The sequence below is a fragment of the Kitasatospora misakiensis genome (genome assembly GCF_042656005.1).
Taxonomy (GTDB): domain Bacteria; phylum Actinomycetota; class Actinomycetes; order Streptomycetales; family Streptomycetaceae; genus Kitasatospora; species Kitasatospora misakiensis.
Genome location: NZ_JBHSOF010000009.1, coordinates 37,233 through 49,692, shown reverse-complemented (window position 1 = coordinate 49,692; position 12,460 = coordinate 37,233). Strand labels below are relative to the sequence as shown.

At 73.2% G+C, this 12,460-nt stretch carries 15 protein-coding genes; 6 read left to right on the top strand and 9 right to left on the bottom strand.

Annotated elements, in window-relative coordinates; genetic code table 11:
• Positions 1-51: 51 nt before the first annotated feature.
• Positions 52-249 (top strand): type II toxin-antitoxin system VapB family antitoxin, encoded by a 198-nt coding sequence (locus tag ACFP3U_RS09975; RefSeq protein WP_380224960.1) that lies wholly within the window; start codon positions 52-54, stop codon positions 247-249.
• The gene (locus tag ACFP3U_RS09970; protein ID WP_380224959.1) at positions 242-658 is read left to right on the top strand and encodes a PIN domain nuclease; all 417 of its coding nucleotides are present in this window, start codon (positions 242-244) and stop codon (positions 656-658) included. Before ACFP3U_RS09975 ends, ACFP3U_RS09970 begins: the two co-directional genes overlap by 8 nt.
• Positions 659-703: 45 nt before the next feature.
• On the opposite strand, the gene ACFP3U_RS09965 is transcribed toward ACFP3U_RS09970, so the two are convergent.
• Both ACFP3U_RS09965 and ACFP3U_RS09960 read right to left on the bottom strand, forming a co-directional pair.
• Positions 704-1,144, bottom strand: a complete 441-nt coding sequence (locus ACFP3U_RS09965; protein ID WP_380224958.1) for a PIN domain-containing protein — start codon at positions 1,142-1,144, stop codon at positions 704-706.
• Complete coding sequence (locus tag ACFP3U_RS09960; protein WP_380224957.1) at positions 1,141-1,419, bottom strand: hypothetical protein; 279 nt, start codon at positions 1,417-1,419, stop codon at positions 1,141-1,143. Before ACFP3U_RS09960 ends, ACFP3U_RS09965 begins: the two co-directional genes overlap by 4 nt.
• Before the next feature lie 136 nt (positions 1,420-1,555).
• On the opposite strand from ACFP3U_RS09960, the gene ACFP3U_RS09955 reads away from it, so the two are divergent.
• Positions 1,556-2,473: an SDR family oxidoreductase gene (locus tag ACFP3U_RS09955; RefSeq protein WP_380224956.1), complete on the top strand. Its 918-nt coding sequence runs from the start codon at positions 1,556-1,558 to the stop codon at positions 2,471-2,473.
• A 34-nt stretch (positions 2,474-2,507) separates the two neighbouring features.
• Here the strand turns inward: ACFP3U_RS09955 and ACFP3U_RS09950 are convergent, their stop codons facing one another.
• Entirely contained in the window at positions 2,508-3,521 is a 1,014-nt protein-coding gene (locus ACFP3U_RS09950) for a helix-turn-helix transcriptional regulator (RefSeq protein ID WP_380224955.1), read from the bottom strand.
• Between the two features lie 119 nt (positions 3,522-3,640).
• On the opposite strand from ACFP3U_RS09950, the gene ACFP3U_RS09945 reads away from it, so the two are divergent.
• Both ACFP3U_RS09945 and ACFP3U_RS09940 read left to right on the top strand, forming a co-directional pair.
• Complete coding sequence (locus ACFP3U_RS09945) at positions 3,641-3,853, top strand: cold-shock protein (protein ID WP_380224954.1); 213 nt, start codon at positions 3,641-3,643, stop codon at positions 3,851-3,853.
• A gap of 62 nt (positions 3,854-3,915) precedes the next feature.
• Positions 3,916-4,572: a LysE family translocator gene (locus ACFP3U_RS09940; RefSeq protein WP_380224953.1), complete on the top strand. Its 657-nt coding sequence runs from the start codon at positions 3,916-3,918 to the stop codon at positions 4,570-4,572.
• Positions 4,573-4,582: 10 nt separating this feature from the next.
• Here the strand turns inward: ACFP3U_RS09940 and ACFP3U_RS09935 are convergent, their stop codons facing one another.
• Positions 4,583-4,876 carry a hypothetical protein gene (locus tag ACFP3U_RS09935; protein WP_380224952.1) on the bottom strand — a complete coding sequence of 98 codons (294 nt, stop codon included), beginning with the start codon at positions 4,874-4,876 and terminating at the stop codon, positions 4,583-4,585.
• 215 nt (positions 4,877-5,091) lie between these two features.
• On the opposite strand from ACFP3U_RS09935, the gene ACFP3U_RS09930 reads away from it, so the two are divergent.
• The gene (locus ACFP3U_RS09930; RefSeq protein ID WP_380224951.1) at positions 5,092-5,388 is read left to right on the top strand and encodes a hypothetical protein; all 297 of its coding nucleotides are present in this window, start codon (positions 5,092-5,094) and stop codon (positions 5,386-5,388) included.
• 21 nt (positions 5,389-5,409) lie between these two features.
• Here the strand turns inward: ACFP3U_RS09930 and ACFP3U_RS09925 are convergent, their stop codons facing one another.
• The 5 genes from ACFP3U_RS09925 to ACFP3U_RS09905 form a co-directional block, all read right to left on the bottom strand.
• On the bottom strand, positions 5,410-6,681 hold the full coding sequence (locus tag ACFP3U_RS09925) for an XdhC family protein (protein ID WP_380224950.1): 1,272 nt from the start codon (positions 6,679-6,681) through the stop codon (positions 5,410-5,412).
• A 127-nt stretch (positions 6,682-6,808) separates the two neighbouring features.
• Positions 6,809-8,296 carry an NCS2 family permease gene (locus ACFP3U_RS09920; RefSeq protein ID WP_380224949.1) on the bottom strand — a complete coding sequence of 496 codons (1,488 nt, stop codon included), beginning with the start codon at positions 8,294-8,296 and terminating at the stop codon, positions 6,809-6,811.
• A gap of 262 nt (positions 8,297-8,558) precedes the next feature.
• The gene (gene pucD / locus ACFP3U_RS09915; RefSeq protein ID WP_380224948.1) at positions 8,559-10,958 is read right to left on the bottom strand and encodes a xanthine dehydrogenase subunit D; all 2,400 of its coding nucleotides are present in this window, start codon (positions 10,956-10,958) and stop codon (positions 8,559-8,561) included.
• Complete coding sequence (locus tag ACFP3U_RS09910) at positions 10,955-11,455, bottom strand: (2Fe-2S)-binding protein (RefSeq protein WP_380224947.1); 501 nt, start codon at positions 11,453-11,455, stop codon at positions 10,955-10,957. The genes pucD and ACFP3U_RS09910 overlap by 4 nt, the downstream gene beginning before the upstream one ends.
• Complete coding sequence (locus ACFP3U_RS09905) at positions 11,452-12,339, bottom strand: FAD binding domain-containing protein (RefSeq protein WP_380224946.1); 888 nt, start codon at positions 12,337-12,339, stop codon at positions 11,452-11,454. The genes ACFP3U_RS09910 and ACFP3U_RS09905 overlap by 4 nt, the downstream gene beginning before the upstream one ends.
• Positions 12,340-12,460 lie beyond the last annotated feature (121 nt).

The window sequence follows — 12,460 nt, the reverse complement described above, 5'->3', positions numbered from 1 at the left end:
GATAGGCTCGACGGTGATATCGCAGGTCTGCGCCGCTCTGGGAGGTCGACCATGGCCCGTACCGTGATTGACGTCAATGACGCCCTGCTGGCCGAAGCCGCCGAGATCTTCGGAACGACGACCAAGGTCGCGACCGTCAACGCCGCCCTCGAGGACGCCGTCAAGCGACGCAAGGGCCGGGGGTTCCTCGACTGGCTCGCCGAGGGCGGACTGCCCGATCTCACCGGGCCGGTGGACAGGGGTGAGTGAGCGGTTCCTGATCGACAAGTCGGCCTTCGCCCGCTATCCCAAGCCGGTGGTGCGCGCCGTGGTCGACCGGCTGTTCAACGAAGGGCGGCTCGCGCTCTGCGGTGCCGTCGAGTTGGAGATCATGCACAGCGCCCGGTCCAAGGCCGACGCCGATCGGATCCGGGAGGGCCTGCGGGGCTTCGACTGGCTGCCGACGCCGGACGAGGTGTGGGACCGGGCGATCGAGGTTCAGGCCATGTTGACGACGGCCGGCAACTGGCGGGCCCTGTCGGTGGCCGACCTCCTCATCGCCGCGACAGCCGAGCGGCACGGCGTCAGTGTCCTGCACTACGACGGTGACTACGACATGATCGCCGCCGTGACCGGTCAGCCGACCCGCTGGGTCGTCCCGCCGGGTACTGCGGACTGAGGCCGGCCGGGAGGACCGCCCATGGGATCAGCCGAGTCACCCGAATCACAGGTCGAAGGGCAGGATCCGGAAGGCCTTGTGCTCGGCCGTCAGCGGGCGGACCGCTCGAAAGTCTCGTTGATCGAGTGCCAGGATCGCGTCGGTGCGGAACTGCGCGGCCAGGGCGATGTTGACGGCGTCCGCGAGGTCGAGGCGAAGATCCAGCTGTCTGGTTCGAACGGCCTGCGCGGCCTCCAGGGTTCCGGCGGTGATCTCGGGCATCACCGCCCGTCCGGACCGGACCCGTCGCAGGATGTCGTTGACCGCGTCGAGGGCCGCGTCGAATCCCAGGATCCGCCGGGCCAGGTGGTCGAGTTCGCTCAGCAGCACGGGGGAGAGGACCAGGAGGCCCGAGCGGTCCAGGACCTCCCGTGCGGCGGCGCCGGCCGGGTGCTCTTCGTCGAGGGCCGCGAGCAGGCCGGACGTGCCCGCCACCACGACGATCACGCGGCGCCCTGCTTCCGTTCGGGAAGAACGGCGGCCTGCTTCGTCTGCTCGTAGGCCGCCGCCTTGTCGGCCCGGACGTCGTCCTCGGTCGCCTCACCGATCGGCTTGTAGGTCCGGCTGAAGAACGGTTCGTCCCACCTGCGCCGGGACATCGCCGCGAGGTGGATCCCCTCCCGGATGATCTCCGCTTCCGCTATCCCCTCCCGGGCCGCCGCCTCCTTGATCACGGCGAGATCCTCGGCTTCGACGTAGACGGTCGTGCGCTTGAGAGCCATATGGGTATGGTACCGCCGCCATACGTCTGACCCTTCTGACCCTTCTCCGGAATCCCGACAGGAGATGTCGGGATTCCCGGGGAGGATCGATCGTGAGACGGGTGGAGACACCGGGGCACGTGAGGAAGGGCGAGGGATGACGGAGCAGCCGCTGAAGGGCAGGGTCGCGCTGGTGGCGGGGGCGACCAGGGGGGCCGGGCGGGGGATCGCGGTGGCGCTGGGCGCCGCCGGGGCCACGGTGTACGGGACGGGGCGCAGCGCCGAGGGGCACCGGTCGGAGTACGACCGGCCGGAGACCCTGGAGGAGACGGCCGAGCTGGTGACGGCGGCCGGCGGCCGGGGCATCGCGGTGCGGGCCGACCACCTGGTGCCCGCCGAGGTCGCGAAGGTCGCCGCGCGGATCGAGGCCGAGCAGGGCGGGCTGGACATCCTGGTGAACGACATCTGGGGCGGCGAGCAGCTGTTCGCCTGGGACCGCCCGGTCTGGGAGCACGACCTGGACAACGGACTGCGGCTGCTGCGCCTCGCCGTCGAGACGCACGCGATCACCAGCCACCACCTGCTGCCGCTGCTGGTGCGCCGCCCGGGCGGGCTGGTGGTCGAGATGACCGACGGCACCGCCGAGTACAACGCGACCCGCTACCGGAACTCCTTCTTCTACGACGTCGCCAAGTCCGCCGTGCTGCGGATGGCGTTCGCGCTGGGGCACGAGCTGGCGCCGCGCGGGGGGACGGCGGTGGCGCTGACGCCGGGCTGGATGCGCTCGGAGATGATGCTGGAGCACTACGGCGTGACCGAGGAGACCTGGCGCGAGGCGACGGTCGCCGAGCCGCAGTTCGGCATCTCGGAGTCGACGGCGTACGTCGGCCGCGCGGTGGCCGCGCTGGCCGCCGACCCCGCCGTGGCGCGGTTCAACGGCACCTCCCTCTCCAGCGGCGGGCTGGCCCTGGAGTACGGCTTCACCGACCTGGACGGCAGCCGCCCGGACGCCTGGCGCTACCTGGTGGACGTGGAGGGCGCGGACGGCCCGGTGGACCCGGCCGGCTACCGCTGACGGCGGTGACGGCGGCGGCGCGGGGAGCCCCGGCTCACGGCGCGTCGGCGGCCGGGGCCCCGTACAGGGCTGCGGTGCGCGCCGCCGCCTCGGCCAGCCGTCGGCGCAGGGCCGGCGGCTCCAGGACCTCGGCCTCCGGTCCGAGCCGCAGCAACTCCTCGTAGCCGACCTCCAGCGACTCCACGGGCAGCCGGACGGTCACCCTCCCGTGCCCGTCCGGCGGCCCGGCGCCGGCCAGTGCCTCCTGTACGGCGACCGGTTCGAGCAGGTGCGGCAGCCGTTCGACGCCCCGGGGAGTGAGCCGGACGATCACCGTCTCGCGGAGCAGCGAGCGGGCGAACCCGGCCGCCTTGGCCTCCCAGAACGCGGCCAGGTCGAAGCCCTCGTCGCCCTCGTCGGGGGCGAAGCGACGGTCCGAGGCCTCGGCGGTGACCAGCCGGTCGACCCGGTACACCCGGTGCTCCCCGTGCTCGGCGCTGTCCCCGCCACCGTCCGGCCGGGCGACCAGGTACCAGGCGCCCGCCTTCAGCACCAGTCCCGAGGGCCGCAGCAGCCGCTCCACCGGGTCGGCGTCCGGCCGCCGCCGGTAGCGCACCCGCAGCAGCCGCCCGCCCCACACCGCCCGCGAGACCTCGGCCAGCAGGGGCGGCACGGGCGCGTCGCGGAACCAGCCCGGCGCGTCCAGGTGGAACCGGCGCGCCCCGGTGGACGGCGCCTCGCCCAACTCCCCGGCGACCTTGAGCCGGGCGGCGAGGGCCGGATCGGCGAGGCCCATGTCCCCGAGCGGTCCGGGCAGCCCGGCCAGCAGCAGGACCTCCGCCTCGGCCCGGTCGAGCCCGGTCAGCCGGGTGCGGTAGCCGTCGAGCAGCCGGTAGCCGCCGGCCCGCCCGCGGTCGGCGTACACCGGGACCCCGGCCTCGGCCAGCGCCAGCACGTCGCGCTGCACGGTGCGCTCGGAGACCTCCAGTTCGGCGGCCAGCTCGGCACCGGTCATGCTGCGACGGGCCTGGAGCAGCAGGAGCAGGGAGATCGCCCGGGCCGTGCGCATCCGCCGTCGTCCCCCCTCCCGCTCGGGCCGGGGCGTGCGCCCGGCCGGTTCAGCACCGATCATGGGTGGCGTGGGGGAGGCTCCGGCCCCGCGCCGACTACGGACCCGAGGAGACCCCGATGGCCACCGGCATCGTGCAGTCCTACCACGCCGACCATGGGTACGGCCTGATCACCCCCGACGACGACGGCCCGGCGCTGTACGTGTACTACGACTCGATCGTGGCGGCGGACGGCGGCGACCGGACGCTCGTCGAGGGGCAGCGGGTGGAGTTCGACCCGACCGAGCAGGAGGGCCGCCGGGTGGCCGAGCGGGTGCGCGACACGGCGTAACCGGCCCGAGCGGCCCGAAACCCTTGCGGTGAACCGGCGCGCCCCCCGTACGATCGGGGGCCATGGAGATGACGACCGCCCTGTGGTCCTTCGCCCTCGTCGTGGGGCTGCTGACGCTCACCCCGGGTCTCGACACCGCCCTGATCCTCCGGACGTCGGCGCTGGGCCGCCGTCGGCAGGCCTGGGGCGTGGTGCTCGGCATCCAGACCGGCACGCTGCTCTGGGGCGCGCTCACCTCGGCCGGGGTGACGGCGCTGCTCACCGCCTCGCAGCTGGGCTACGAGATCCTGCGCTGGGCGGGTGCCGCGTACCTGGTGTGGATGGGCGTCGGGATGCTCCGCGCCCGGGCGCACCCCGGGGACGGGGCCGAGGACGGGGCCGCGGACGAGCAGGACGAGCAGGAGGAGCGCGCCGACGCGGGCGGGCTGGCGGCCGGCTGGCGGCGCGGTCTGCTGACCAATCTGCTCAACCCGAAGGTGGGCGTCTTCTACGTGGCGGTGCTGCCGCAGTTCATCCCGGCGGGGGCGCCGCACTTCGCCGCCGGCGTGGCGCTGACGGCCGTGCACGTCGTGGAGGGGCTGGTCTGGTCGACGGTGCTGGTGGGCTTCGCCCGGGCGCTGCGCGGCTGGCTGCGCCGCCCGGCGGCGCGCCGGGCGATGGACCGGGTGACCGGTCTGGTGGTGGTGGGGTTCGGCGTGAAGCTGGCGGTCTCGGACTAGCCGGCGAAGCTCAGCCGGCGACGCGTCCCAGGCCCTCGCGCAGGTCGTCGGGGTTCATACAGATGTGCATGTCGATGTGGGCGTTGAACTCCAACCAGAACGGCTCGCAGATCTGCACCACGGCGGCCTCGTCGGGGACGTCGACGACGACGATCTGACAGCGCCGGCCGTGGCGGGGGAAGGCGTAGGCGGCCTCGGGCTTGAGGTCGGCCATGATCTGGTTGAACTTGGCCATGATGGCGCCGTCCGTGATGGCCTTGTTGGCCGTCTGGGTGTCGAGTTCGATCTCCAGCAGCACGCGCATGGCGGTGCCCCTCTCCGGGCTCGGACGAGTCCTCGCCTCCAGCGTCCCGCGCTCCCGGGGGGCCCGCAATTCACCCGGTCGGCGGTACCGGGTTGGCCGTCCGGGCGGTCCGGGGCTGCACTGGGGGAGGCGGCCGGGCCGCCCCGAACGCCGGGACACAAAGCCGCCGGGACACGAGCGGCCGGGACACGAGCCGCAGGTACAGGAGCCTTCCGATGGCGATCATCGTGGTGTTCGACCTTCCCGGGGTTACCCAGGAGCAGTACGAGGAGTCGGTGGACCGGCTGACCGGCGGCACCGGGCTGAACCGTCCCGAGGACTGGCCGGTGCGCGGTCTGCTGACGCACGCGGCGGGCCCGCTGCCGGACGGCGCGGGCTGGCACGTCACCGATGTGTGGGAGTCCCGGGAGGCCTTCGACCACTTCTCGGCGGTGCTGCTGCCGATCCTGCGCGAGGTGGGGATGGCGACCAGCACGCCGATGATCTGCGAGGCCTACAACGTGGTGCGCTGAACCGCCGGGGCAGCGGCCCCGTCAGGCGGCGTGCGGCTTCCGCTCCCGGCCGGCGTCCGCCTGGTGCGGCCCGTCCGCCCCGCCAGGCCCGTCGCCCCGGCCGTCCGTCGCCGCGAGGTCGTGGTGGATCGGCCCGTCCCCGGCGCTCAGCGGCAGGCAGCTGCCGCCCCGCCGGTGGGCGACGATCTCGGCGGCGACGGAGACGGCCGTCTCCTCCGGGGTGCGGGCGCCGAGGTCGAGGCCGATCGGCGAGCGCAGCCGGCCGATCTCGGCCTCGCCCAGGCCGGCCTCGCGCAGCTTGGCCTCGCGCTCACGGTGGGTGCGGCGCGAGCCCATCGCGCCGACGTAGCCGACCGGCAGCCGCAGCGCGCGTTCCAGCAGCGGGATGTCGAACTTGGCGTCGTGGGTGAGCACGCAGAGCACCGTCCGGCCGTCCAGCCGGTCCAGCTGGGAGTCCAGGTAGCGGTGCGGCCAGTCGACGACCACCCGGTCGGCCTCGGGGAAGCGCCGTTCGGTGGCGAAGACCGGCCGGGCGTCGCAGACGGTGACGTCGTAGCCGAGGAACTTGCCGATCCGCACCACGGCCGCGGCGAAGTCGATCGCACCGAACACCAGCATCCGCGGCGCGGGCACGTACGACTCGACGAAGAGCGTGACGGTGCCCTGCTCGCGCTCGTCGCAGGGGCGCCCGTCGAGGCCGAGGACGAGGCGGCCGGTGCGGCCGGCGTCGAGCATGGCCCGGGCCTCGGCGACGACCGCCCGCTCCAGCGGGGCGGCCGCGAGGTGCCGCGCGGCGCGGGTCGTCAGCGGGGTGGCGGCGGGCACCGGGCGGGCGGGGGAGAGGGCGCCGTGGTGGGTGTCGGCGGTGACGGCGACGGTGGCGCCGAGCAGCCCGGCCGGTCCGGCGACGACCCGGGCGAGTGCCACGGGGGTGCCGGCGGCGATGAGCGCGAGGCCGGTGTCGAAGGCCGGGTCGGCCCCGGGGCGGACCGGCTGGACGAAGACGTCCAGGATCCCGCCGCAGGTCAGACCGACGGCGAAGGCGTCCTCGTCGCTGTAGCCGAACCGCTCCAGCACCGGTTCGCCGGAGTCCATGGCGGCCTGGCAGAGCTCGTAGACGGCGCCCTCGACGCAGCCCCCGGAGACGCTGCCGATCGCCTCGCCGTCCGCGTCGACGGCGAGCGCGGCGCCGGGGTCGCGCGGTGCGCTGCCGGAGACCCCGACGACCGTGGCCACGGCGAAGGAGCGGCCGGACGCGTGCCAGGCCAGCAGTTGCTGGGCGATGTCCTGCATGACGGGGCTCCTTTGCGCTTTCGAGGGTAGTCAATCGGTGCGGTCGAGGGCAGGGGAGTGCCGCCGGTGCCGCCGCCGGACGGGAGGACGATCCCGTCCGGCGGCGGCACCTCGGCGGCGAGGCCGGTCAGTGCACGCCCAGCCAGGACTTGACCGGGGTGAGCGCGAAGTAGACGAGGAACACCCCGGTGAGGATCCACATCAGCGCCCCGGGCTCGCGCCACCGCCCCCGGCCGGCCTTGATCACCGTGTAGGAGATGACGCCGGCCGCGACGCCCGCGGTGATGCTGTAGGTGAACGGCATCAGCACGCAGGTCAGGAAGGCCGGGACGGCCACCTCGCGGTCGGACCAGTCGATGTGCCGGGCCTGGCTCATCATCATCGAGCCGATGACGACGAGGGCCGCGGAGGCCACCTCGACCGGCACGATGGCGGCCAGCGGCGAGAAGAACAGCATCAGGGCGAAGAGCCCGCCGGTGACGGCGGAGGCGAGTCCGGTGCGGGCGCCGTCGCCGACGCCGGTCGCGGACTCGACGAACACGGTCTGCCCGGAGGCGCCGGCCAGGCCGCCGACCGCGCCGCCGGCGCCGTCGATGAACAGGGCCTTGGACAGGCCGGGCATCCGGCCGCGCTTGTCGGCGAGTCCGGCCTCGGTGCCGACGCCGATGATGGTGGCCATCGCGTCGAAGAAGCCGGCCAGGACGAGCGTGAAGACCGCGACCGAGGCGCTGATCGCGCCCAGGCCCTTGCCGCCGAAGGCGCCGAACAGGTCGACGTCGCCGAAGAGGCTGAAGTCGGGCGCGGCGACCGGCGAACCGGGCCAGACCGGCGCGGAGTTGCGCCAGGCCTCGGCGGGCAGGTCGGCGAGCCGGTTGACGATCACGGCGACGACGGTGCCGCCGGCGATGCCGATGAGGATGGCGCCGCGCACGTTGCGGGCCGTCAGCACGAAGATGGCGAGCAGGGTGAGGCAGAAGATCAGCACCGGCCAGCCGGTGAGCTCGCCGGCCGGGCCGAGTGAGAGCGGAGTGGGGCCGCCGGTGTGCGTGAACCCGGCCTTGAAGAGGCCGATGACGGTCACGAACAGGCCGATGCCGATGGTGATGGCGTGCTTGAGCGGCAGCGGAATGCCGTTCATGATCTTCTCGCGCAGGCCGGAGACCACCAGCAGCACGATCAGCAGGCCGTAGATCACGCACAGGCCCATCGCCTGCGGCCAGGTGGTGTGCGGCACCACCAGGGCCGAGACGGCGCCGGAGACGGACAGGCCGGCCGCGAGGGCGAGCGGCACATTGCCCACCACGCCCATCAGGACGGTGGTGACGGCGGCGGCGAGGGCGGTGGCGGTGGTGAGCGCCGCGTGGTCCAGCTTGGCGCCGGTGACGTCGGCGCCGCTGAGGATCAGCGGGTTCAGCAGGATGATGTACGCCATCGCCATGAAGGTGGTGAGGCCGCCGCGGAGTTCGTTGGCGAGGGTCGATCCCCGGGCGGAGATCTTGAAGTAGGCGTCCAGCGCGTTGCCGGGCGGGGCCGGGACCGACGTGGGGGCGTCGTCCTCGGTGTCCTCGATGGGTCTGTCTGCAGTGGTGCCGGGCTCCGTGGGGATCCTGGTCATGTCCACTCCCAAGTGTCAAAGGGGGTTGGGGTGGGCGAGCCGACCTGGCAGCCAGGTGACGAAGGCGTGGCACAGGGGGACGATTCGACTCACGGTTGCACGGGTGGAGCGGGCCGCCACCGGACCCCGGCGTGGGCGGGGGCGGCCCCGGTGCCGCGTGGTGCTGTTGGAGGGGTGTGCTCCGCCCCGGGGCGGCGGGGAAGACCGGACGCCGCCCCGGGGAGTCGCGGGGGTGTGGGGGAGCAGGAGGGGGTGCGCGGGGCTAGAGCTCCCCGGGCTGTTCGGTGGTCAGGTGCTCGGGGCGGACCGGGATCCGCCGCAGCGCCAGACCGGTGGCGTCGCGGATGGCGGCCACGATGGACGGCGTCGCCGAGACGGTCGGCGCCTCGCCCACTCCGCGCAGCCCGTACGGGGCGTTCGGGTCGGGCAGTTCGAGGATCTCGACCGGGATCGGCGGGGTGTCCAGGATGGTCGGGATCAGGTAGTCGGTGAAGGAGGCGTTGCGCACCTTCCCGTCCTTGAGGATGATCTCCTCCATCACCGCGAGCCCGAGCGCCTGGGTGCAGCCGCCCTGGATCTGGCCCACCACCGAGAGCGGGTTGAGCGCCTTGCCGACGTCCTGGACGGCGGTCAGCTCGACCACCTTGACCAGGCCCAGCTCGACGTCCACGTCGACCACCGCGCGGTTGGCGCAGAAGGTGTACTGGACGTGGCCGAAGCCCTGCCCGGTCTCCTTGTCGAACGGCACGGTCGGGCGGTGGTGGTGCTCGCGGGTGAGCTCGATCGCGTCGTCGCCGAGCAGGTCGACCATGGAGACCAGCGGACCGGCCGACTCGGAGACGACCTTGCCGCCGACCAGCGTGAGGTCCTGCTGGGTCCAGCCGTAGCGGCGCCGGCCCTTCTCGATCAGCTCGCGCCTGACCGCCTCGGCCGCCAGCTTGACCGCGCCGCCCGTCATGTAGGTCTGCCGGGAGGCGGAGGTCGAACCGGCCGAGCCGACCTCGGTGTTGGCCGGGTGGATGGTCACCTGCTCGACGCCGAGCTCGGTGCGCGCGATCTGGGCGTGCACGGTGACGCCGCCCTGGCCGACCTCGGCCATCGCGGTGTGCACCAGGGCGACCGGCTCGCCGCCGATCACCTCCAGCCGCACCCGGGCGGTGGAGTAGTCGTCGAAGCCCTCGGAGAAGCCGACGTTCTTGATGCCGACCGAGTAGCCGACGCCGCGCACGATGCCCTCGCCGTGCGAGGTGTTGGAGAGCGCGCCGGGCAGCAGCCGCACGTCCAGGTCGTCGGTGTCGAGCGGCGGCGGCAGCGGCATGTCCTTGACCCGCCGCAGCAGTTCGGCGACCGGCGCGGGCGCGTCGATCTCCTGGCCGGTGGGCATCCGGTCGCCCTGCCGCACGGCGTTGAGCTGCCGCAACTCGACCGGGTCCATGCCGAGTTCGGCGGCCAGCCGGTCCATCTGGCTCTCGTAGCCGAAGGCCGCCTGCACCGCGCCGAAGCCGCGCATCGCCCCGCAGGACGGGTTGTTGCTGTACAGCGCGATGGCGTGCATCCGGACGTTGGGGATCACGTAGGGGCCGTTGCCCAGCGAGGCCGCGTTGCCGACCACGGCGGGCGAGGCGGAGGCGTACGCGCCGCCGTCCAGCACGATCCGGGCGTCGGAGTAGACCAGCTTGCCGTCCCGGGTGGCGCCGTGCTCGTAGTACATCTTCGCCGGGTGGCGGTGCACATGGCCGAAGAAGGACTCGTCCCGGGAGTAGACGATCTTGACCGGCTTGCCGGTGCGCTGGGCCAGCAGGCAGGCGTGGATCTGCATCGAGAGGTCCTCGCGGCCGCCGAACGCCCCGCCCACGCCGGCCAGGGTGAGCCGGACCTTCTCCTCCGGCAGCCCGAGCACCGGCGCCATCTGCTGACGGTCCACGTGCAGCCACTGGGTGGCGATGTAGAGGTCGATGCCGCCGTCCTCGGCCGGCACCGCCAGCCCGGACTCCGGGCCGAGGAAGGCCTGGTCCTGCATGCCGACCTCGTACGTGCCGCTGACCACGACGTCCGCCAGCGCCCGCACCTCGTCGGTCACGCCGAGGCCGGAGACCAGGTGCTGCTCGTGGCAGATGTTGCCGTACGCGTGGGACTTGTACTCGTGCGGCTCGTGGACGTACCCGTAGGTCTCCGGGTCGAGGCACTGCTCCTCGGTGACGATCGGGGTGAGCACCTCGTACTCGACCCTGATCTTCTTCACCGCGCGCCGGGCGGTCTCCGGGTGGTCGGCGGCGACCAGCGCGATCGCCTCGCCGTGGTAGCGGATCTTGTCGATCGCCAGGGCCGGCTGGTCGGCGATCTCCAGGCCGTAGTACTTGGCCCCGGGGATGTCCTCGTGGGTGAGCACCGCGTACACGCCGGGCACGGTGAGCGCCTCGGAGATGTCCACGGAGAGGATGTTCGCCCGGGGGTGCGGCGAGCGCAGCGCCGTACCCCAGAGCATGTCCTCGTGCCACAGGTCGGAGGAGTACGCGAACTCGCCGCGCACCTTCAGCGTGCCGTCGGGGCGCAGCGGCGAGCCGCCGATGCCGTCCTTGCTGGACTGCCGGATCTCCTGGAGGTTCTTCTCGCCCTGGATCGTCCGGGTACCGCTGGTCCGGTCACTCGTCCGCGCGTTCATTCCGCCACCGCCTCACCGGCGTGGGCGCCGGCGCACTTGCGGGCGGACGCCAGCCGCACCGCGTCCATGATCTTCTCGTAGCCGGTGCACCGGCACAGGTTGCCCGACAGCGCCTCGCGGATGTCCGCGTCGGACGGCTGGGCGTCCTGCTCCAGCAGCGCGTCGGTCTGCACCAGCAGGCCGGGCGTGCAGAAGCCGCACTGGACGGCGCCGGCGTCCACGAAGGCCTGCTGGACCAGGCCCAGCTCGCCGTCCTCGCCGCCGAGCCCCTCGACGGTGCGCACCTCGCGGTCCTGCACCTGGCCGGCCGCGACCAGACAGGAGCAGACCGGCACGCCGTCCAGGTAGACCGTGCAGGAACCGCACTCGCCCTGCTCGCAGGCGTTCTTCGATCCGGGCAGGCCGACGCGTTCGCGCAGCACGTAGAGCAGGCTCTCGCCCTCCCACACGTCGTCGGCCTCGACCGGCTTGCCGTTGGCGGTGAACGTGACCCTCATGCCGCGCTCCTGATCTGCTTGCGGTAGTCGTTCCAGGTCCAGGTGAGCGTGCGCCGTGCCATCACGGCGAGCGCGTGCCGCCGGTAGTCGGCGGTGCCCCGGACGTCGTCGATCGGGGAGGCGGCGGCCTTGACCAGCTCGCCGAACCGCTGGACCACCTCGGCGCCCAGCAGCTCGCCGCTCTCCCACAGGCCGCGCTCGGCGAGCACCTCCCGCAGGTACTCCTCGGCCTCGACGGCGCGGCGCGGGGTGGGGGCGGCCGAGCCGATGCCGGTGCCGACGGTGCCGTTCCTGGGGTGCAGCGCGAAGCCGAACGCGCAGACCGCGATCACCATCGCGTTGCGGGTGCCGATCTTGGAGAACTGCTGGGGGCCGTCCGCGACCGGGATCCGCACGGCGCGGATCAGCTCGTCGGCCTCCAGGCAGTGGCGCTTCACCCCGACGTAGAAGTCGTCGATCGGGATCAGCCGGGTGCCGCGGACGGAGGCCGCCTCGACGAGGACGTCCCGGCCGGCCGCCAGCAGCGCCGGGTGGGAGTCGCCGGCCGGCGAGGCCGCGCCCAGGTTGCCGCCGACGCCGCCGCGGTTGCGGATCTGCGGCGAGCCCACCGTGCGGGCGGCCAGCGCGAGGCCGGGCAGCGGGCCGGACAGCTCGTCGATGATCCGGCTGTAGGGCACGGCGGCGCCGAGCCGCACCGCCTCGCCGTCGTTCGACCACTCGGTGAGCTCGGTGACGCGGTTCAGATCGAGGATCGCGGGTGGCCGGTGCACGTCGAAGTTCATCTCGACCATGACGTCCGTACCGCCCGAGATGGGCAGCGCGGCCGGGTGTTCGGCCTTCGCCGCGAGTGCCTCGTCCCAGGTGGCGGGCCGAAGGAACTCCATGCGGGTCTCTCCTCAAGTCGTTGCCGTCCGGACGGGTGGGCACAGTGCCCGTGTCCGGTGGCCCGGGGTCCGGTGTTCGAACCGTGCCCACCGCGTCGTCGCCTATGCGTCGGGTCACCGG

Coding starts and splice junctions, on each gene's coding strand:
- ACFP3U_RS09975 (WP_380224960.1), top strand. CDS start 52: ATGGCCCGTACCGTGATTGACGTCAATGACGCCCTGCTGGCCGAAGCC.
- ACFP3U_RS09960 (WP_380224957.1), bottom strand. CDS start 1,419: ATGGCTCTCAAGCGCACGACCGTCTACGTCGAAGCCGAGGATCTCGCC.
- ACFP3U_RS09955 (WP_380224956.1), top strand. CDS start 1,556: ATGACGGAGCAGCCGCTGAAGGGCAGGGTCGCGCTGGTGGCGGGGGCG.
- ACFP3U_RS09950 (WP_380224955.1), bottom strand. CDS start 3,521: ATGCGCACGGCCCGGGCGATCTCCCTGCTCCTGCTGCTCCAGGCCCGT.
- ACFP3U_RS09945 (WP_380224954.1), top strand. CDS start 3,641: ATGGCCACCGGCATCGTGCAGTCCTACCACGCCGACCATGGGTACGGC.
- ACFP3U_RS09940 (WP_380224953.1), top strand. CDS start 3,916: ATGGAGATGACGACCGCCCTGTGGTCCTTCGCCCTCGTCGTGGGGCTG.
- ACFP3U_RS09935 (WP_380224952.1), bottom strand. CDS start 4,876: ATGCGCGTGCTGCTGGAGATCGAACTCGACACCCAGACGGCCAACAAG.
- ACFP3U_RS09930 (WP_380224951.1), top strand. CDS start 5,092: ATGGCGATCATCGTGGTGTTCGACCTTCCCGGGGTTACCCAGGAGCAG.
- ACFP3U_RS09925 (WP_380224950.1), bottom strand. CDS start 6,681: ATGCAGGACATCGCCCAGCAACTGCTGGCCTGGCACGCGTCCGGCCGC.
- ACFP3U_RS09920 (WP_380224949.1), bottom strand. CDS start 8,296: ATGACCAGGATCCCCACGGAGCCCGGCACCACTGCAGACAGACCCATC.
- pucD (WP_380224948.1), bottom strand. CDS start 10,958: ATGAACGCGCGGACGAGTGACCGGACCAGCGGTACCCGGACGATCCAG.
- ACFP3U_RS09910 (WP_380224947.1), bottom strand. CDS start 11,455: ATGAGGGTCACGTTCACCGCCAACGGCAAGCCGGTCGAGGCCGACGAC.
- ACFP3U_RS09905 (WP_380224946.1), bottom strand. CDS start 12,339: ATGGAGTTCCTTCGGCCCGCCACCTGGGACGAGGCACTCGCGGCGAAG.